General features: G+C 69.3%; 16 protein-coding genes, 2 pseudogenes and 1 riboswitch. Of the genes and pseudogenes, 10 read left to right on the top strand and 8 right to left on the bottom strand.

Going from position 1 to position 18,173, the window contains the following annotated elements; genetic code table 11:
* Positions 1-122 precede the first annotated feature (122 nt).
* The 3 genes and pseudogenes from ACE3QW_RS23170 to ACE3QW_RS23160 form a co-directional block, all read right to left on the bottom strand.
* Positions 123-1,604: pseudogene (locus ACE3QW_RS23170) on the bottom strand (aldehyde dehydrogenase).
* A 92-nt stretch (positions 1,605-1,696) separates the two neighbouring features.
* Positions 1,697-1,903, bottom strand: a complete 207-nt coding sequence (gene yacG, locus ACE3QW_RS23165; RefSeq protein ID WP_024277474.1) for a DNA gyrase inhibitor YacG — start codon at positions 1,901-1,903, stop codon at positions 1,697-1,699.
* Entirely contained in the window at positions 1,900-2,520 is a 621-nt protein-coding gene (locus tag ACE3QW_RS23160; protein WP_029557100.1) for a Maf-like protein, read from the bottom strand. Before ACE3QW_RS23160 ends, yacG begins: the two co-directional genes overlap by 4 nt.
* 190 nt (positions 2,521-2,710) lie before the next feature.
* Between ACE3QW_RS23160 and ACE3QW_RS23155 the strand changes: the two genes are divergently transcribed.
* From ACE3QW_RS23155 to ACE3QW_RS23135, 5 genes are all read left to right on the top strand, one after another.
* Entirely contained in the window at positions 2,711-3,148 is a 438-nt protein-coding gene (locus ACE3QW_RS23155) for a thioredoxin family protein (protein WP_374254302.1), read from the top strand.
* Between the two features lie 7 nt (positions 3,149-3,155).
* The gene (locus tag ACE3QW_RS23150) at positions 3,156-3,878 is read left to right on the top strand and encodes a cytochrome c biogenesis CcdA family protein (RefSeq protein ID WP_374254301.1); all 723 of its coding nucleotides are present in this window, start codon (positions 3,156-3,158) and stop codon (positions 3,876-3,878) included.
* A gap of 200 nt (positions 3,879-4,078) precedes the next feature.
* On the top strand, positions 4,079-5,431 hold the full coding sequence (locus ACE3QW_RS23145; RefSeq protein ID WP_374254299.1) for a (Fe-S)-binding protein: 1,353 nt from the start codon (positions 4,079-4,081) through the stop codon (positions 5,429-5,431).
* Positions 5,432-5,547: 116 nt separating this feature from the next.
* Entirely contained in the window at positions 5,548-6,363 is an 816-nt protein-coding gene (locus ACE3QW_RS23140) for a WYL domain-containing protein (protein WP_029557096.1), read from the top strand.
* A gap of 77 nt (positions 6,364-6,440) precedes the next feature.
* Entirely contained in the window at positions 6,441-6,992 is a 552-nt protein-coding gene (locus tag ACE3QW_RS23135) for a hypothetical protein (protein ID WP_374254297.1), read from the top strand.
* 3 nt (positions 6,993-6,995) lie between these two features.
* On the opposite strand, the gene zapE is transcribed toward ACE3QW_RS23135, so the two are convergent.
* Positions 6,996-8,183 (bottom strand): cell division protein ZapE, encoded by a 1,188-nt coding sequence (gene zapE, locus ACE3QW_RS23130; RefSeq protein ID WP_374254295.1) that lies wholly within the window; start codon positions 8,181-8,183, stop codon positions 6,996-6,998.
* Between the two features lie 110 nt (positions 8,184-8,293).
* Complete coding sequence (locus tag ACE3QW_RS23125) at positions 8,294-8,938, bottom strand: glutathione S-transferase family protein (RefSeq protein WP_374254293.1); 645 nt, start codon at positions 8,936-8,938, stop codon at positions 8,294-8,296.
* 148 nt (positions 8,939-9,086) lie between these two features.
* Here ACE3QW_RS23125 and ACE3QW_RS23120 point away from each other — a divergent pair, with 148 nt between their 5' ends.
* Both ACE3QW_RS23120 and ACE3QW_RS23115 read left to right on the top strand, forming a co-directional pair.
* The gene (locus tag ACE3QW_RS23120) at positions 9,087-11,318 is read left to right on the top strand and encodes an FUSC family protein (RefSeq protein WP_250167653.1); all 2,232 of its coding nucleotides are present in this window, start codon (positions 9,087-9,089) and stop codon (positions 11,316-11,318) included.
* Between the two features lie 156 nt (positions 11,319-11,474).
* On the top strand, positions 11,475-11,804 hold the full coding sequence (locus ACE3QW_RS23115; RefSeq protein ID WP_051679015.1) for a hypothetical protein: 330 nt from the start codon (positions 11,475-11,477) through the stop codon (positions 11,802-11,804).
* A gap of 165 nt (positions 11,805-11,969) precedes the next feature.
* Here the strand turns inward: ACE3QW_RS23115 and ACE3QW_RS23110 are convergent, their stop codons facing one another.
* The gene (locus tag ACE3QW_RS23110) at positions 11,970-13,097 is read right to left on the bottom strand and encodes a 2'-deoxycytidine 5'-triphosphate deaminase (RefSeq protein ID WP_029557091.1); all 1,128 of its coding nucleotides are present in this window, start codon (positions 13,095-13,097) and stop codon (positions 11,970-11,972) included.
* 69 nt (positions 13,098-13,166) lie between these two features.
* Positions 13,167-13,247: riboswitch (SAM riboswitch) on the top strand.
* 83 nt (positions 13,248-13,330) lie between these two features.
* Between ACE3QW_RS23110 and ACE3QW_RS23105 the strand changes: the two genes are divergently transcribed.
* From ACE3QW_RS23105 to ACE3QW_RS23095, 3 genes are all read left to right on the top strand, one after another.
* Positions 13,331-14,548 (top strand): O-succinylhomoserine sulfhydrylase, encoded by a 1,218-nt coding sequence (locus tag ACE3QW_RS23105; protein ID WP_029557090.1) that lies wholly within the window; start codon positions 13,331-13,333, stop codon positions 14,546-14,548.
* Between the two features lie 124 nt (positions 14,549-14,672).
* Positions 14,673-15,065, top strand: a complete 393-nt coding sequence (gene apaG / locus ACE3QW_RS23100) for a Co2+/Mg2+ efflux protein ApaG (RefSeq protein ID WP_024277461.1) — start codon at positions 14,673-14,675, stop codon at positions 15,063-15,065.
* A 141-nt stretch (positions 15,066-15,206) separates the two neighbouring features.
* A complete protein-coding gene (locus ACE3QW_RS23095; RefSeq protein ID WP_024277460.1) occupies positions 15,207-16,715 on the top strand; it encodes a TrkH family potassium uptake protein in 1,509 nt (502 codons plus the stop codon).
* A gap of 8 nt (positions 16,716-16,723) precedes the next feature.
* On the opposite strand, the gene ACE3QW_RS23090 is transcribed toward ACE3QW_RS23095, so the two are convergent.
* Together ACE3QW_RS23090 and ACE3QW_RS23085 are read right to left on the bottom strand one after the other, a co-directional pair.
* The gene (locus ACE3QW_RS23090) at positions 16,724-17,479 is read right to left on the bottom strand and encodes an SDR family oxidoreductase (RefSeq protein ID WP_374254289.1); all 756 of its coding nucleotides are present in this window, start codon (positions 17,477-17,479) and stop codon (positions 16,724-16,726) included.
* 47 nt (positions 17,480-17,526) lie between these two features.
* Positions 17,527-18,173, bottom strand: a pseudogene (locus ACE3QW_RS23085) (hypothetical protein); the annotation flags it as partial.

Genomic DNA, 18,173 nt, shown 5'->3' with positions numbered 1-18,173 from the left:
CGCAGCGGACAATTCCTGCAACCGCTGGATTTTGAAGCGCCTGCGGCGGACTTTTGCGCTGGCCCCCGGATCGGCGCTCCACCTCCGGTGTCGCTTGTCCGGGGAGCCGGGCCGCTCCAGCCTCAGAGCCGCGTCCACACCGTCTTGAGGTCGGAATACTTCTCCAGCGCGTGGAGGGACTTGTCGCGCCCGAAGCCGGATTGCTTCACGCCGCCGAAAGGGGTTGTGATGTCGTCGGCGTCGAAGCAGTTCACATAGACGATGCCGGCCTTGAAGCGCCGCGCCACCTTATGGGCGGCGGCGAGGTCTGCGCTCCACACCGAGGCGCCAAGGCCGTAGATGGTGCCGTTGGCGATCTCCACCGCCTCGTCCAGCCCGTCGAACCCGATCACCGACAGCACCGGCCCGAAGATCTCGTTCTGCGCCAGCGCGGAGGACGGGGCCACATCATCGAACACCGTGGGTGCCACGAAGGCGCCGCCGGTCTCGGTGCGCACCGCCGTGCCGCCCGTCACCAACCGTGCGCCGCTCTCGCCGCCGGCCTGGATGGCGGAGAGGATGCGGCCCTGATGCTCGCGGCTCACCACCGCACCGGCCGGCGCATCGGGATCGAGCGGATCGCCCGGCATCCAACGCGGGGCAAGCGCGGCGACGCGCTCCACCAGCTCGGCGCGGATGCGGTTGTCCACGAGCAGCCGCGAGGCCGCCGTGCACATCTCGCCCTGATTGAAGAAGATGCCGCCGGCCACCGCCTCGGCCACGGCGCCGAGGTCCTTCACGTCGTGCGCCACCACGAAGGCGGTCTTGCCGCCCAGTTCGAGGGCCACGCGCTTGATGTTGCTCTCGGCGGACTAGCGCAGGAAGTAGCGGCCGACCTCGGTGGAACCGGTGAAGGCGATGGCGTCCACATCCATGTGGAGCCCCAGCGCCTTGCCGGCCTCGACGCCGAGCCCCGGCACCACGTTGAACACCCCGGCGGGAATGCCGGCCTCCGCCGCCAGCTCGGCAAGGCGCAGCGCGGTGAGCGGGCTTTCCTCCGCCGGCTTCAGCACCACGGAATTGCCCATGGCCAGCGCCGGCGCCACCTTCCAGGCGGCCATGATCATGGGGAAATTCCACGGCGTCACGCAGCCGACGACCCCGAGGGGCTCGCGCAGCACGAGGGCGAGATTGTCGTCGGTGGTGGGCGCGACCTCGCCATACACCTTGTCGCAGCACTCCCCGTAATAGGCGAAGCAGTCGGCCGCCGCGCGCACGTCGATGGCGCGGGCATCCGAGATGGGCTTGCCCATGTTCAGCGTCTCGGTGAGGGCCAGCTCGTCTCGGTGGGTGCGGATGAGCTCGGCGAAGCGCAGCAGGGTGCGCTTGCGCTCCAGCGGGCGCTGGCCGGCCCAGCGGCGATCCTCGAAGGCGCGGCGCGCGGCCTTCACGGCGCGGTCCACATCCTCCGCATCGCAGGCCGCGACCTCGGCGATGGCGTGGCCGGTGGCGGGATTGACCGCGCTGAAGGTGCGGCCGGAGGCGGCCGGCACGAAGGCCCCGTCGATGAAGGCGTGGGTCCGGAAGGAAGGAATGTCCGCCGCCGCCCGTTCCACCGCCGCCATGATGTGCGCTCCGCTGCCAGACCCGGCCCGTGCCAGACCTGCGGCACCCTCGCGCGCCGTAACGGGAGCCGTCAAGGTGGGGCGGCGGGCGCCTATTCGCGCTCGGGCGGGCCGCTCTCCCCGTCCTCGTCCTCTTCGGGACGGCCGGGGATGGCGTAGCTGCCGGACAGCCAGCGGTTGAGGTCCACGTCGGCGCAGCGCTTGGAGCAGAAGGGCTTGTAGCGCTCCACCGGCGGCTTGCCGCAGATGGGGCACGGACGGGCGGCGGGGATGGGCTTGGCGGGGGTATCCGCGCTCACGCCGCGCGCTCCACCCAGCCGGCGCGCACGTCGTAGCCCTGGCCGGTCAGCAGGCCGAGGGTTTCCGAAAGCGGCAGGCCGACCACGTTGGTGTAGGAGCCCACGAGCTTCACCACGAAGCCGCCGGCGATGCCCTGGATGGCATATCCACCGGCCTTGCCGCGCCACTCGCCGCAGGCGAGGTAATCGTTGATCTCGTCGCGCGACAGCCGCTTGAAGCGCACCCGCGTCTCGACGAGGCGGGTGGCGGTGCGGCCGCGCGGATCGATGAGGCAGACGCCGGTATAGACGCGATGGGTGCGGCCGGAGAGCAGGCGCAGGCACGCCTCCGCCTCGTCCACGAGATCCGGCTTGGGCAGGATGCGCCGGCCCACCGCCACCACCGTGTCGGCGGCGAGCACCAGCGCGTTCATCTCGGCGTCCTTGGCCCGGCCGGCCACCAGCTTCGCCTTCTCCTGCGACAGGCGCTGGGCGAGGCGGCGGGGCAGCTCGCCGCGCTCGGGCGTCTCGTCCACATCGGCGGGCATGAGAAGGTCCGGCTCGATGCCGGCCTGGTTCAGCAGCGCGAGGCGGCGGGGAGAGCCGGAGGCAAGGACGAGCTTCACCTGATCGTTCACGGAGCAAAATCCTCCCGGGCCGGATCGCGCCGGCCGAATGCAGGACCGTGGTCTAGCGGAATTGGGGGAGCCTGTGAACGCCGATCAACTGCCCGTGATGGCAGTCGCCACCGGTAACCGCCGCCGGCCGGCGCCCGAAAAGCCCCATGTCGGCCAAGCGCAGCCGATCCAGGGAAGAAGGACGCCATCCATGTTCACCCGCCGTTTCACCCTCGCCTTCGCGATCGCCCTCCCCCTCGCCGCAGCCGCTTTCGCCGGCGCATCCGCCCTCGCCGGCACCGAACACGGCGCCACCACACACGCCGCAACTGACCATGCCGCCTACACGCCCGCCGCCTTTGCCGACGCGCAGAAGGCGGGCAAGCCCATCCTCGTGGAGATCCACGCCAGCTGGTGCCCGGTGTGCGCGGCCCAGGCCCCCATCCTCGGCGAGCTGCTGGCCACCCCCAAATTCAAGGACGTGGTGGTGTTCCGCGTGGATTTCGACAGCCAGAAGGATGCGGTGAAGGCATTCGGCGCCCGCTCGCAAAGCACCCTCATCGTCTACAAGGGCAAGACCGAGGAAGGCCGTTCCGTGGGTGATACCGCGAAGCCGTCCATCGAGGCGCTGCTGGCCAAGGGCGTCTGAGGCGGCCATGGCCCTCGGCAGCCTCGGCCTCGCGTTTCTCGCGGGCGTGCTCTCCATCCTGTCGCCCTGCGTGGTGCCGCTGCTGCCCCTGGTGCTCGGCGCGGCAGCGGCCGAGCACCGCCTCGCCCCGCTGGCGCTGGCGGTGGGGGTGACGCTCTCCTTCACCGTCATCGGCCTGTTCGTCGCCACCGTCGGCTACGCCATCGGGCTGGAAGGCGACGCTTTCCGCATGGTGGGCGCGGTGCTGATGATCGGCATCGGCGCGGTCCTCGCCGTGCCGCCCTTGCAGACGCGGCTCGCCACCGCGGGCGGGCCGGTGAGCGACCTCGCCAGCCGGCACCTCTCCGGCTTCGCAACTGATGGGGTGGGCGGCCAGTTCGCCGTCGGGCTGCTGCTCGGCGCGGTGTGGAGCCCCTGCGTCGGCCCGACGCTCGGCGCCGCCTCGGTGCTCGCCGCGCAGGGCCGAAACCTCGGCGAGGTGGCGGCGGTGATGGGCCTGTTCGGCCTCGGCGCCGGCCTGCCGCTGGCGCTTGCCGGAACCCTCTCGCGCCCGACGCTGATGCGCTGGCGCTCGCGGATGATCTCCGGCGGCAAGGGGGCGAAGGCGCTTATGGGTCTTGTGTTGGTGGTGGTCGGCCTTTTGATCGCCACCGGCGCCGACAAGCGGATCGAAGCGGCGCTGGTTCAGGTCTCCCCGGCCTGGCTCACCACGCTGACGACGCGGTTCTGACCTCCCGCAGGTCGTCTCCGCTTCGATCCAGAGACGGGCCGAACAGGGGCCGTCTCCCTCCGGCCGCAGGTGTCCTGCTCGTCCCGCAGGCTGTGGCCGGCGCCCGGTGGCGCACGCCTATCCCACGTGCGCCGCCGGGCTCTTCGTGTGTCCGGGGGTATGCCTCTTGCATGGGCGCGGGTGAAAAGGACCCGCGCGGCATGAAAACCTTTCTGGATTGGTCGGCTTACGACACCTACGGCATCGGCGACGCCTATTCCGGCATTCCCGCCACGGGCGGGAACTACGCCAAAGCCGTGGCCGTGTGCATGCACAGCCGCGATTGCCAGAATACCGGCAAGGGCGTGATGTGCCCGAGCTATCGCATCACCGGCGACCGCGCCCATTCCACCGAGGCCCGCGTCGCCGCCTTCAAGACGGCTTTGAACGACGGCGGCGACGCCGCCGCCTTCGCAGACCCCCGGCTCGACGCCGCCATGGACCTGTGCGTGTCCTGCAAGGCCTGCAAGAAGGAATGCCCGAGCGCCGTCGACATGACGCTCATCAAGACCGAGTATCTGGCGCAAAGGCACGAGATCAAGGGCGTACCCCTGCGCACCCGTCTGTTCGGCGGGGTGCCGGAATGGACCGGCCGCCACCGCCGCCTGCTGCGCCGCGCCATTCTCCTGCGCAACCGCGTGCCGCTGATGGCCCGGCTCGCCGAGTGGTTCCTCGGCATCACCGCGCGCCGCCCCATTCCGGAGCCGGCCCCCGCCGCCTATGTCGCGCCGCCGGCCGCGCCGCATCTGGCGGAGCGGGGCGACGTGATCCTGTTCGTGGATACCTTCTGCCACCATTTCGAGCCGGAGGTGGCGGAGGCCGCCCGCGAGGTGCTGACCTTCGCCGGATACCGTGTCCGCATCGCAAAGCCCGATCCCGCCGACGCGGAGCCGGACCGTCCCTTGTGCTGCGGCCGCACCTATCTCACCACCGGCATGGTGGAAAAGGCGCGCAGCGAGGGAAAGCGCGTGCTCGCCGCCTTCGAGAGCGAGATCGCCACCGGCACGCCCATCATCGGCCTTGAGCCCTCGTGCCTGCTCTCGCTGCGGGACGAGCTCTACAGCCTCGGCCTCGGCCCGAAGATCGGCGCGCTAGGCAAGCAGCTCTATCTGTTCGAGGAGTTCCTCGCCCGCGAGCACCAGAACCGGGGGCTGCGGCTGAAGCTGAAGGCCCTTCCCGGCGCCAGGGCGGTGCTGCACGGCCACTGCCACCAGAAGGCGTTCGGGGTGATGAAGGCGACGCGCAAGGTGCTCTCCTTCATTCCCGGCTTCTCCTACGACATCGTGGAGACGAGCTGCTGCGGCATGGCCGGCAGCTTCGGGCTGGAGGCGGAGCATTATGATGCCTCCATGCAGATGGCCGAGATCGCCCTGCTGCCCGCCATGCGCGCCGCACCGGACGACGCACCCCTGATCGCCAACGGCTTTTCCTGCCGCCACCAGATCGAGCACGGTTCGGGCCGAAAGGCGCGCCACATCGCGCTGCTGATCCGGGATGCGCTGGACCGGGACTGAGGCACAGGGGTAGGCGCCACGGGGAAAAGCTTTATCGGCGACGCTGCGCCAGCTATCTATGGGAGAACCGTCGTCGGCCCGATGCGTGAACCGTCGGCCTCAATGTGAGCGCCCCCATGAACGCCATCACCTCGCTGAAGTCCTTCATCCTCGACCGGGTCGAGATGATCGGCGCCCCCTTCTATACCGACGCCCACCGCCTTTCGGTGCCCGAGGACGACCCCCACGACACCCTCGCCGCCGGGGCTGCGGAGGACCATGACCCCGCCGACGGGCAGTCCTTCGCCATCGATTATGTGGACCATGCGGGCAACATCAGCCACCGCCGCATCTCGGTGTGGGCGGTGCAGCGCAATGTGGAGGGCGTGCCCATCCTCATCGCCAAATGCCACGAGCGGCAGGCGGCGCGCGCCTTCCGGGTGGACCGCATCACCGGCGTGACCGACCTCGACGGGGCGAAGCGCGAGCCGCTGTCGCGCTTCTTCTACGAGACCTTCGGCTTTATCTGGCCGAAGGATGCCGAGGTGGTCGCCCCCGAGGAGCCCGAGGACCAGCGCTGGGACCGCATCCGCATGGTCATCCGCAAGGCCGGCATCGCGCTCCTCGCCGCCCTGGCGCGGGCGGACCGGGAGATCGGCGCGGCGGAGGTGGAGGAGATGGTCTTCTTCTGCGAGCGCGCCTGCGCCGCCGAGGAGATCGACCTCACCGGCGCCGAGCGCGAGCGCCTTGCCGCCTGGGTCGCCCGCCTGCGGCCGACGCCCGAATCCGTGGAAACCTCCCTCGACACCCTGTTCGAGAGCGGCACCGAGGCCATCGCCACCCTGCTGAAGGCCGGCATGCGCGTCATCAACGCCGACGGCTCGCTCAAGGAAGCCGAGGCCGAGATGCTCGACGCCTTCTGCTATGCCCTCACCGGCCGGCACGTAAGATAGGGTTCACCGAAAGCAGAGGCGCGGCGGCACCATATGGCCGCGCCTGCGTTGTCCTCCGAAACCATCCGGAGGACACAATGCCGTCTGCCCGCCCAATCCGCCTCTTCCGTCCCGTCCTTGCGGGAGCCTTCCTCGCGGGTGCGCTGCTGAGCGGCCCCGCGCTGGCGCAGCAGGCCGCCCCGGCCGATCCCCTCCCCTCGCGCCCCGCGCCCGCCACGGCCGCGCCCGCACCGGCGACATCGCCCGTCGTCTCGCCCCAGATCGCGCCGCCGCTGGCCGCGCCAAAACCGGGGGATGCGCTGAAGGCGCGGGCGGAACAGACCGTCACCGAGGAGGCGCTCAAGGACGCCGAGGCCGAGGCCCCCGAGGATGCCGAGCGCGCCGCCGCCTGCAAGGCCCATGCGATGGCGCGGCTCAAGGCCCGCTCGCCCTCCGTCGACGACATCTTCATCGACATGGACGGCCTCACCATCGCCAAGGCCGACGCGACCGTGGGGCAGGAGAAGATCACCGCCGTGCTGATGGGCGAGGCCTATATCAAGCGCGACCGCTCGGACAAGGCCCACCGCTTCCTCTGCCTCGTGGGCGAGAAGGACAAGGTGGTGATGACCTTCTTCACCGAACGATAAGCCTCAGGTCTCGACCAGACCCGTGGTGTTGCCGGAGGCCACCGAATCCGTGCGGCCGTGGGGCTTGGCCAGATATTCGTCCGAGCGCATCTCGTGCAGGCGCGAGATGGTGCGGGCGAACTCGAACGCCTCCGCCCCCTCGGTGCCGAGATAGAGCTGCTCCGGCTCGGCGGCAGCCGAGGCGATGAGCTTCACGTTGGCGTCGTAGAGCGTGTCGATGAGCGAGATGAAGCGCTTCGCCTCGTTGCGCTGGTCCGGCCCGAGAATGGGGATGTGCTCCAGCACGATGGTGTGGAACTGGCGGGCGAGGGTGAGATAATCCGGGTTCGGACCGAGCGCCGCCTCGCACAGGTCGGCGAAGGAAAAGCGCGCCGCGCCCTGCCCCATGGCGGGGATGGCGAGCTTGCGCCCCTTCAGCAGCATCTCCCCCGGCTTGCCGCCGGTGGGGCCGGCGAGACGTCGCCAGGCCGCTGCCACCGCCGCGTCGGCGGCCGGGCCGAGCGGCGTGTGCCAGGTGCTCACGCCTTCCAGCTTTTCCATACGGTAGTCAGTGCGGGAATCGAGGGACATGACGCGCATGCGCTGCTCGATCTCGCCGATGAAGGGCAGGAACAACGCGCGGTTGAGGCCCCCGGCATAGAGGTCCTTCGGCGCGACGTTGGAAGTGGCCACCACCACCACCCCGTCGGCGAACAGCTTCTCGAACAGCCGGCCGAGAATCATGGCATCGGCGATATCGGTGACGTGGAATTCGTCGAAGCACAGCACCTTGGCCTCGTCGGCCAGCGCCTGCGCCACCGGGGCGATGGGGTCGGCGCTCTTGCGCTCGCCCTGCTTCTGCGCCTGCCGCTCGCGGAAGATGCGCTCGTGCACATCGCCCATGAATTCGTGGAAATGCGCCCGGCGCTTGCCCTTGGCCGGCAGCGCGTCGAGAAACAGGTCCATGAGCATGGTCTTGCCGCGGCCGACCTTGCCGTAGACGTACATGCCCTTGGGCTGGACCGGGGCTCGGCGCTGGAACAGCCAGCCGAGCGCCGAGGATTTCTGCGCCAGCGCCCGCTGCCGCAATTCCAGCTCCAGCCGGGCGAACTCGTTCACCACTTCGGCCTGGGCCGGATCTTCCGAGATTTCCCCAGCGGCAAGTTTCGCCGCATAAAGCTCTGTGACCCGCGCCGTCGTCTCACCCGCCATGAACGTGTTCCCGTTCACCCGCCGTTCCCGGCGCCTTCACCTGCCGCGCCGCGGTTCGGCGCTTGTGCACTGCCGCATCCGCTTAGAGCAGATCGGCGGAAAGTTGAAGCTCAGAGCGTCTCGGCGATGACCAGAGGATGGCCGGGCATGAGCTCATATGGCGCCTTCCACCTGGGTAAAGCGGCGATGCGGCCGGCCCAGCGGGCCAGGGCGGGATAATCCTCCACCACCACGCCCGCCCGCTCGGGATAGTAGATGTATCCGGCGAGCGAGATGTCGGCGATGGTGGGCCCGTCGCCCACGAGGAAGTCGGAAGCCTGCAGGTGCTTGTCCGCGACCGCATAGGCCGCGTTGGCGCGTGTCCTGAGGAAGGCGGTCAGCTCGTTCTCGCCCTCGCCCCGCAGCTCGACCATGAAGCGCAGGGTGGCGAAGTAGGATGTGAACTTGTGGTTGTCGAAGAGGATCCAGCGCAACACCTCGCGCCGGCCTTCCTCGTCGTCGGGCAGGAAGCGGCCTGTCTTCTTCGCGAGATAGTCGAGGATCACGCCCGACTGGGACAGCTTCAGCGCGCCATCCACCAGCACCGGCACCTCGCCCATCTCGTTCACGTCGCGCTTGTAGGCCTCGGTGCGGGTCTCGCCGTTGAAATAGTCGACGAACCGGGCCTCCCAGGCGAGCCCGCACAGCTCCAGCATGAGGGCGGCACGATAGGCATTGCCCGACTGGGCGAAGCAGTAGAGTTTGAAGGGTGACACGCCGTCCGGTCTCCGTGTTGACCACCAGAGCACACTATCCCCATCAGACCCGCCCCCGTCAGGCCCGCCTGCGAAAAGGCGACCGCGCTTAGGCCAAATTCTTTCGTCATCCACCGTCCCGCCCGACAGGAACAGCCGAGCCCGCACGATGGAACCCCTTGCCCCGCCCCGCCACCGTCCGCGCGAGCCGTTCGCCCGCCGCGTGAAGCACTGGCTGGCCGACCACGATCCCGGTGGCATCGACACCACGCGCGCGCTCGCACTGGGCATCTCTTTCGTCATCGTCATCGCCACCGGCTACGCCACCTCGGTGGGGTTCCGCTTGGGAATGGACACCACCTTTCCGATGATGGCCGGCTGCGCCGCGCTGGTGATGATCTCGTTCAATCCCGGCGCCAGCGCCGCCGCCGAAGGGCGCACCATGCTGCGCCTGTTCGGTGTCTCCGTCGCCTTCCTCGTGCTTCTCACCGCCATCGGCCCCGGCAACGGCGCGGCCAACGACATGGTGCAGAAGCTGCTGCTGATCCCGCTGTCCTTCATCGCGCTGGCGCTCAGGCGCTCCGGCATGGACGGCCAGCGCCTCGGCCTCGCGCTGATCGTGGTGGCGACGGTGGGCACCATCATCCGCCCGACGCGGATGGAGGCGGCCATGCTGCTCCTCGCCTTCTGCCAGGGGGCGCTGGTGGCGGCGGCGGTGCGGCTCTCGCCGTGGCGGCCGTCGGCGGTGAATGCCTTTGTGGACACCACCCTCGACATGCAGAGCGCTGTCGCCACCTACCTACGCGAGCTGTCGGCGGCGGTACGCGACAATCATCCCTTCCCGCCGGACGCGTCCGAGGTTCTGGAGCACCTGCGCGGGCGCGTCTGGAACGCCCTCGCCAACGCCATTGCGGAAGACCCCGCCGCCCAGCCCGATTTCGAGCAGCTGCGCGTGCGCTTCTATCGTCTGCGCGTGGCGGTGCAGCTTCTCGCCGGCTGCGTGCCGCAGAAGACGCCCGACACCGTGGACTGGCGCCAGCCCTTCGCCGCCGCGGCCGACCACATCGCCCGCCGGCTGGAGGCGGTGGATGTCTCCGATGTCCATGCGGAAGAGCGCTTCGAGCGCGCGGTGGCGCAATTGCGTCTCGTTGCCTTCTCGCCGGACCTGCCCGGCGAGGCGCGCTTCGCGCTTCTGCGGGCGCTCACGGCCTTCGATCGCCTCTCCATGGTGGTCACCGGCATCGCGGCGGCCGAGATGGCGCCCTTCCCGCCGCCCCATCCCGATGACGAGCAGGACGCCCTGCCCCCGCCGCCCAGGGCGATCCCCCTCTTCGTGAAGGCGCCGGACGGCCGCCAGATCCTCTCCGCGCCCTACCGGGTAGCCTGCCAGGGGGCGATGGCAACCGCCATCACCACGGCGTTCGACCTCATCGTCCATCTCGACCATGCCTATTGGGCGACGATGACGGTCATGTTCGTCATCGGCAACAGCGTGGGCGAGACCTACATGCGGGTGCGCTATCGCACGGTGGGCACGCTCATCGGCGTGGCGCTGGGCTTCGGCCTGTTCCTCGCGCTGGAAGGGCAGATCTGGGTCATGGCCGGCTTCTGCATGCTGGCGCAGATGATCGCCGTGGTGACCCAGAAGGACCGTTACGACATCGCCTCCGCCGCGGTCGGCCTCTCGGTGGTGCTGGGCCTTCACATCATCTCCGGGCTCGGGCCGGAGGGCATGGTCGCCCGCGTCTACGAGACGGCCATCGGCGCGGCGGTGGCGTTGGCGGTGTCGTTCATCGTGCTGCCGGTCTACCTCACCGATCAGGTGCGGCCCGAGGTGCGCGCGCTGCTCCGGCGCTGCCGGGCGGCCTTTGCATCGTGGTGGCCGCATCCCGGCGAGACGACCAGTGTCGCGGCGCTGGTGCGGGATGTCCGCTCCCTCGGCCTGCGCCTGCCCAATCTCGGCGCCGAGCAGGTGTTCGGCCATTCGGCGGGAGACGTGGCCAACATCGTCTCCACCCTCGACGTGCTCATCACCTATCTCGCCCTCATGGAGGACGTGGCCCACCGCCTCGCCGCCGCGAACCCCTCGGAGCAACTCGTGACCGTGGTGGAGGCGGCCCGCTCGCGCACCCTCACCGCCTTCGAGGTGGTGCTGGGGGAGGCCGGCGCCGGCAGCGCCGATGCCGCCAATCCCGCCGTGGCCGCCGCCGTCTCCACCGTGCTCGGCCTCGCCGACGACGCCAAGCTCAGGGAAACTTTGCCGCTGGTGGCGGACTATCTCGCCTATTCGGAGGCGCTGCTGAGGCCGCTGCGCGAACTCAATGCGGGCCTGCGCGACAAGCCGTGGCGCAAGGAAGACATGATCGCTGCGGGGGCCGCCCCGGCCACGCCAGCGCCTTAGATCCAGCCTTGCCCGCAGTCCACGTGGCTGTACAGTCGAAATCGGGGTGACGGCCGGGCAAAATTGGGGTGCCACGGCCATCACCCATGGGGGGAGATGATGACGCGGGCTGGCGTTTGCAATTTGGTCGCCGTGATGGCGCTTACGACTGCGGGAATGCATCTGGCCAACGCCCAGACTCCCGTCGATCTGGGCACAATCTGGAACGAACAGGAAGCCGGATGGCAGGGCGTGTGGACGCGCGTCGGCCGGTCCAACACATTTCAGGCCGTCTGGACCAAAGACAATCGCGTTGTCCGCGCCAGTCTTCAGATGACCGTGAGTGGAAATGTCGTTTCGATCACACGGGATGACACGTCCGGGCCCGGCGTCGGCAAGGCCGGCTGCGAATATACCGGAACCGTAAAGGGCAATATGATCGCCGGCGATTACAATTGCGCCTGGTCGAAAGCTGCCGGAAAGTGGAAGGCGACCATTTCGCGCTGACCTGTCATGCGCAAGCCGTGTCTGGCGCCCGCTGCGGCTTTCTTTAGCGGTGGCCCCGTCGACACGCGCAACGGAGCGCTCCAAGGACGAGCCGGCGCGTTCTCCACTCTGGGTTCAGAGGGCGACTCACGGAGCGGGTTGATGCTAATCCGCTCGGATCGCGCTCTAGAGCGCGACCGGCTTGAAGTGCTTGGAGAGCTTCAGCCCCTGGCCCTGATAGTGGGAGCGCATGTCGGCGCCATAGAGCGTGTGGGGGCGCGCGGCCATGCGCTCGTAGACGAGGCGGCCCACGGTCTGCCCGTGCTCCAGAATGAACGGCACCTCGCGGGAGCGCACCTCCAGCACCGCTCGCGCACCGCGCCCGCCGGCCGCCGGATTGCCGAAACCGGGATCGAAGAAGCCGGCATAATGCACCCGGAACTCGCCCACCAGCGGATCGAACGGCACCATCTCCGCCGCATAGTCCGGCGGCACATGCACCGCCTCGCGGGAGGCGAGGATGTAGAAGGCATCGGGATCGAGCACGAGGCTGGCCGGGCGGTCCGGCCGGACATGGATGGGCTCCCAGAAGTCCGCCACGTCCAGCACGCCCGCCTGGTCCACGTCGATCACGCCCGTATGCTTCTTGGCGCGGAAGCCCATGAGCCCGCCCAGCGCATCGCCGGCGAGGTCCACCCCCAATGCGATGCCGCCCGCCGCCACATCCGGGCTCGTCGCATCCACGAGGCATTCGGCGGTCTGGAGATTCAGAAGCTCCAGATCGGACAGCCGTGACACGCCCCGGCGGAACCGCACCTGCGACAGGCGCGAGCCGGTGCGCACCAGGATGGGGAAGGTGCGCGGCGAAATTTCCAGATAGAGCGGGCCGTTATAGCCGGCCGGGATGGTGTCGAAGGCCCGCGCGCCGTCGGTGATGACGCGCACGAACACGTCGAGCCGCCCGGTGGAGCTCTTCGGGTTGGCCGCGGCGGCCAGATCCGCCGGCAGCTTCAGCCGCTCGAACAGTTCCACCAGATAGACGCAGCCGGTTTCCAGCACCGCGCCCTTGGTGAGATCGAAATCATGCAAAGCGAGGTCGCCGAGCCGTTCCTTCACCGAGACGCCGGCGCCCGGCAGGAAGCTCGCGCGCACCCGCCATGCGGTGCGGCCGAGGCGCAGGTCCAGGCTTGCCGGCTGGATCTGGTCGTCGTCCAGCGCCTTGCGGCAGGCGATGGCGCCGGACGCCTTCAGCGCCCCGATCGCCTCTGCGGGCAGGATGCCGGGCTTCAGATGCTCCGTGGCACGCATCGTCATATCCGCTTTCCCGTCCTTTTTGTTCGATTTACCGGACGGAGCCCTTGACGCCAAGGGGGCCCCGCTCTTTAGTGCGGCCGTGGAGAATTTGAGCCGGCCGGCTTGCAGCCACGTTAAACAACCATGCTAAAAGGCCGGGGAGACGACAAGGTCGGTCCGTCTGTGCGGCAGCTCCGTCTGCGCATATGGCGAACGCCCGGTCCGGTCCCCTCGGCCTCCCCTCGGAGACCGTCATGTCCGTGGCGCCAAAGCCCCCCCGGTTCGTCCCCCGCGATCCCCTTACACTCCACCCGGAAACACGGCTAGTCCATGGCGGGACGACGCGCTCCCCCTTCGGCGAAACCTCCGAGGCGCTCTTCCTGACGCAGGGCTTCGTCTATGACGACGCCGAAAGCTGCGAGGCGCGCTTCAAGGGCGAGGACCCCGGCTTCGTCTATTCCCGCTATTCCAACCCCACCACCGCCATGTTCGAGGAGCGCATGGCGCTGCTCGAAGGGGCGGAAGCGGCGCGCGCCACGGCGTCCGGCATGGCGGCGGTGAATGCCGCCCTCCTGTGCCAGCTCTCCGCCGGCGACCATGTGCTCGCCGCCCGCGCCCTGTTCGGCTCCTGCCGCTGGATCCTGGAGGACTTCCTCCCCCGCTTCGGCGTCGAGACCACGCTCATCGACGGCGGCGACCTCGACGCCTGGAAGGCGGGCGTGAAGCCCAATACCAAGATCCTGTTCCTCGAAAGCCCCACCAACCCGACGCTGGACCTGATCGACATCGCCGCGGTGGCCGAGATCGCCCACGCGGCGGGGGCGCGCCTCGTGGTGGACAACGTGTTCGCCACCCCCCTCCTCCAGCATCCGTTCGAGCTGGGGGCGGACGTGGTGGTCTATTCCACCACCAAGCATGTGGACGGCCAGGGCCGCTGCCTCGGCGGGGTGATCCTCTCCTCCAAGCAGTTCGTCACCGACCACCTCCAGACCTTCCTGCGCCAGACCGGCCCCTCCATCTCGCCCTTCAATGCGTGGATCATGCTGAAGGGGCTGGAGACGCTGGCCCTGCGCGTGGAGCGCATGCAGGCGAGCGCCGGCAAGGTGGCCGACGCCCTCGCCGCCCTGCCGGGCGTGGAAAAGGTGATCTATCCCGGCCGCGCCGATCACCCGCAGGCGGAACTGGCGAAGCGGCAGATGAAGGGCGGCGGCACCCTCGTCACCTTCGTGGTGAAGGACGGCAAGGCCGGCGCCTTCCGCTTCGCCAACGCCCTGCGGCTCATCCGCATCTCCAACAATCTGGGCGATGCGAAGAGCCTCATCACCCACCCCGCCACCACCACGCACCAGCGATTCACGCCGGAGACGCGGGCGGAGATGGGCATTTCCGACGGCCTCCTGCGCCTCTCCGTGGGCCTCGAGCACGCCGACGACCTGATCGCCGACCTGACCGGAGCCGCCGAAGCCTTGTGATTGCAGGCGTCGTGCCGCACGGACTGCCGCGCCGCACCATGTCCTGTTGCGCGCGGGCGACAACGCAGGTTCACTATGCGCCGCGGGGGCATTTTCTCCCGCGGTGTGAGGAGGTCGAGCGGGTATGTACCGCGCCATCACTCGGAATATTCAGGTGACCGCGACGCCGCGTTATGTGGCCGAGCGGTCGGAGCCCGACCAGGGCCGTCATTTTTGGGCCTATACGATCGAGGTGGCCAATTTGGGCCAGGAGACGGTGCAGCTCAAGGCGCGCCACTGGATCATCACCGACGCCAACGGCCGCACCGAGGAGGTGCACGGGGCCGGCGTCGTCGGCGAGGAGCCGACCCTGCCGCCCGGCGGCCGGTTCGAATACACGAGCGGGGTGCCGCTCAACACGGCCACCGGCATCATCCGCGGACGCTACGAGATGGTCACCGACACGGGGGAGGCCTTCTCCATCGAGATCCCGGCCTTCTCCCTGGACGTGCCGGACGTGCGCCGCGTCCTCAACTGACCCCACCCATCCGCCCGGCGCAGGCCGGGCGGGGAAACCTGTTCAGCTTTAACCTTTTTCGGCCTTGGCCTTTTCGGCTTTAGCTTTTTTTGGCCCCTGTCCTTTATTGACGTTGCAGCGAACCGGGCGAGAGGGGAGATCATGCACGCGGGCATTCCCACCGTGGAGGCCGAGGCCGTATCGGTCCTCAGCCTGCGCCCGGTCGCGGCCACGCTCGGCATCCTGCTCGCCATCCTCGGCGCCGCCATGCTGGCACCCGCCGTGGCCGATTTCGCCGCCCGCGCCAACAGCCGGGAGACGTTCGCGGGCGCGGCTTTCGTCGGCTCGGCCGCCGTCACCATCTTCGTCGGCGTGCTCCTGTGGATGACCGGGCGCGGCCAGCTGACCCGCAAGCTCGATCTGCGCCAGGCCTTCGTGCTCACCACCTCGGTCTGGGTGGTGCTCTCGGTGTTCGCCGCGCTGCCGCTGATGTGGGGGTCTTCCCGCCTCTCCTTCACGCGGGCCATGTTCGAGAGCATGTCCGGCCTCACCACCACCGGCGCCAGCGTCATGTCGGGGCTCGACGCCATGTCGCCGGGCATCCTGCTGTGGCGGGCGCTGCTGCACTGGTTCGGCGGCATCGGCATCATCGCCATCGCCATCGCCGTGATGCCGGTGCTCTCCATCGGCGGGATGCAGCTGTTCCGCACCGAATCCTCCGACAAGTCCGACAAGTTCCTGCCCCGCGCCGGCAGCATCGCCAAGCGCCTGCTCCAGGCCTACGTGCTGCTCACCGTCATCTGCGCCGGGTGCTATCTGGCGGCGGGCCTCAAGCCGTTCGATGCGGTGACGCTCGCCATGTCCACCCTGTCGAGCGGCGGCTTCGCCAATTCGGACGCCTCGCTCTCGGTTTTCGCGAGCCCGGCGGTGGACTATGTGGCCATCGTCTTCATGCTGGCCGCGGCCCTGCCCTTCCCGCTCTATGTGCGGGCGCTGTCGGGGGATGCGAGCCGGCTGTTCACCAATCCCGAGGTACGGGTCTTCCTCGCCATCGTCGGCGTGTTCACGCTGCTGTCCTTCGCCCAGCAGAGCCTGCAGGGCATCGCGAGCGGTGAGATGGCGCTGCGCAGTGCGCTGTTCACGGTCAGCTCGCTCATTTCCACCACCGGCTTCATGTCGGTGGACTACACGAACTGGGGGCCGTTCTCGGATGCCCTCTTCTTCGTGCTGATGTTCCTCGGCGGCTGCACTGGCTCCACCTCGGGCGGGCTGAAGGCGCTCCGGCTCGCCATTACCGCCAAGGCCATCCGCCAGCACCTGAAGCGCATCTCGTTCCGGGCCGGCATCTTCCCCATCCGCTATGGTGGGGCGCCGGTGTCTGACGACGTTGTGGGCTCGGTGCTCTCCTTCGTCTTCCTCTATCTCCTCACCTTCTTCCTGGTGGGCGTGGCGCTGAACGCGATGGGGCTCGATCTGCGCACCGCCTTCTCGGCGGCCATCGCCTGCCTCGCCAACGTGGGGCCGGGCCTCGGTCCTGTGGTGGGGCCGGCCTCCAATTTCGGTGGCCTGCCCGATCCCGCCTTGTGGCTGCTGACCGCCGCCATGATGCTGGGGCGGCTGGAAATCCTCACCGTGCTGGTGCTGTTCATGCCGCGCTTCTGGGTGCGCTGAGCCATACGTCAGAAGTGGGCCATATAGCCCCCATCCACCGCCAGGATCTGGCCGGTGATGTAGGACGCCGCCGGCGAGGCGAGGAACACCGCCGCCCCCGCCACCTCCTCCGGATGCCCCCAGCGGCCGAGCGAAGTGCGGCGCGAAAGCCATTCCCGCAGCGTCTGGTCGCGCGACTGCGCCTCGTTGGCCGCGGTGAGCATGTAGCCGGGGGCGATGGCGTTCACCGTGATGCCGTGCGGGCCGAGATCGGCGGCGAGCGCGCGGGTCAGCGCCTCCAGCCCGCCCTTCGCCGTGGTGTAGGCGGCATCCCCGGCGCGGGAGAGCGGACCGGCGATGGAGGTGATGTTGATGATGCGCCCGCCCGCCTTGCGCGCCACCATGCCCCGCGCCACCTGCCGGGTGAGATGGGCGGGGGCCAGCAGGTCCATGTCCACCAGCCGGCGGAAGTCGGCATCCTCCATGTCGAGGAAGGCGCGGCGGTCGCGGGCGCCGGCATTGTTGACGAGGATGTGGATGGGCGGGGCCTTGGCCATGGCCGCATCCACAGCCTCCGCGTCGAACACGTCGAGCAGGAAGGGTTCCGCCTTGCCGCCCTTGCGGATGATGGCGGTGACGGCGGCGCCGAGCCGCTCGGCATGGCGCCCGTTCACCAGCACATGGGCGCCGGCCTGCGCCAGCGCCAGCGCCATCTCGAAGCCGAGGCCGGAGGCCGAGCCGGTGACGAGGGCGGTCTGTCCATCGAGGGCGAAGGGATGGGTCAAGGCGGGGCTCCGGGGTTCGTCTCCCCTGCCTACCGCTCCGGGACGATTCAGGCCAGCAGGTAGCCGGTGAGCGCGCCGCAAATGGCGAGGGCGAACAGCCCGCCGTCGTGCAGCGCCAAAGCGAGGCGGCTCGGCTGGCCGGACTGGTAGATCCAGGCGGTCGCCCCCACCGTGGCGACGGACCAGCCGGCGCCGACGCAGATCAGCGCCGCCGTGATGCTCTCCGGCGTCGCGAGCCGCTGCAGCGGCACGCCGATGGCGACGAGAACGACACCCGTGAGCGCGATGGCCAGCGGCGGCAGGCGGTCCCCGGCGAGGGCCAGCGGCACGGCCGGCGCATACATGGCCGCGACGTGCAAAGCGATGAAGCCGAACACCGCCGCCCCGCCGATGCCGCAGCCCACCAGCGCCAGCGGCGCGCCGGACATGACGGCGTTCATGCCGAACCACGCCGTGCCGGCCACCAGCGTCGGCCAGACGATGGCCGAGAGGGGCGCCGTCACCTTGGGGCGGAAGGTGGAGGTCGGATCGTCCGCCAGCATCACCGCGACGCCCAGCGAGCAGGTGTGCGCCAGCGCCGCCAGCGCAGCCGCGCCGACGAGGAAGAAGGGGGCGGCGAGGCTTTCGGCGAAACCCGCCAGCGTCGGCCCGGCCACAGCCGCGAGGAGGCCACCGGCCAGCACCCCGGCCGTGG

Origin of the sequence: Xanthobacter sp. (genome assembly GCF_041911315.1) — a bacterium.
GTDB lineage: Bacteria > Pseudomonadota > Alphaproteobacteria > Rhizobiales > Xanthobacteraceae > Xanthobacter > Xanthobacter aminoxidans.
The sequence above is the reverse complement of the archived record's forward strand: the minus strand, read 5'-3'. Positions and strand labels throughout refer to the sequence as shown.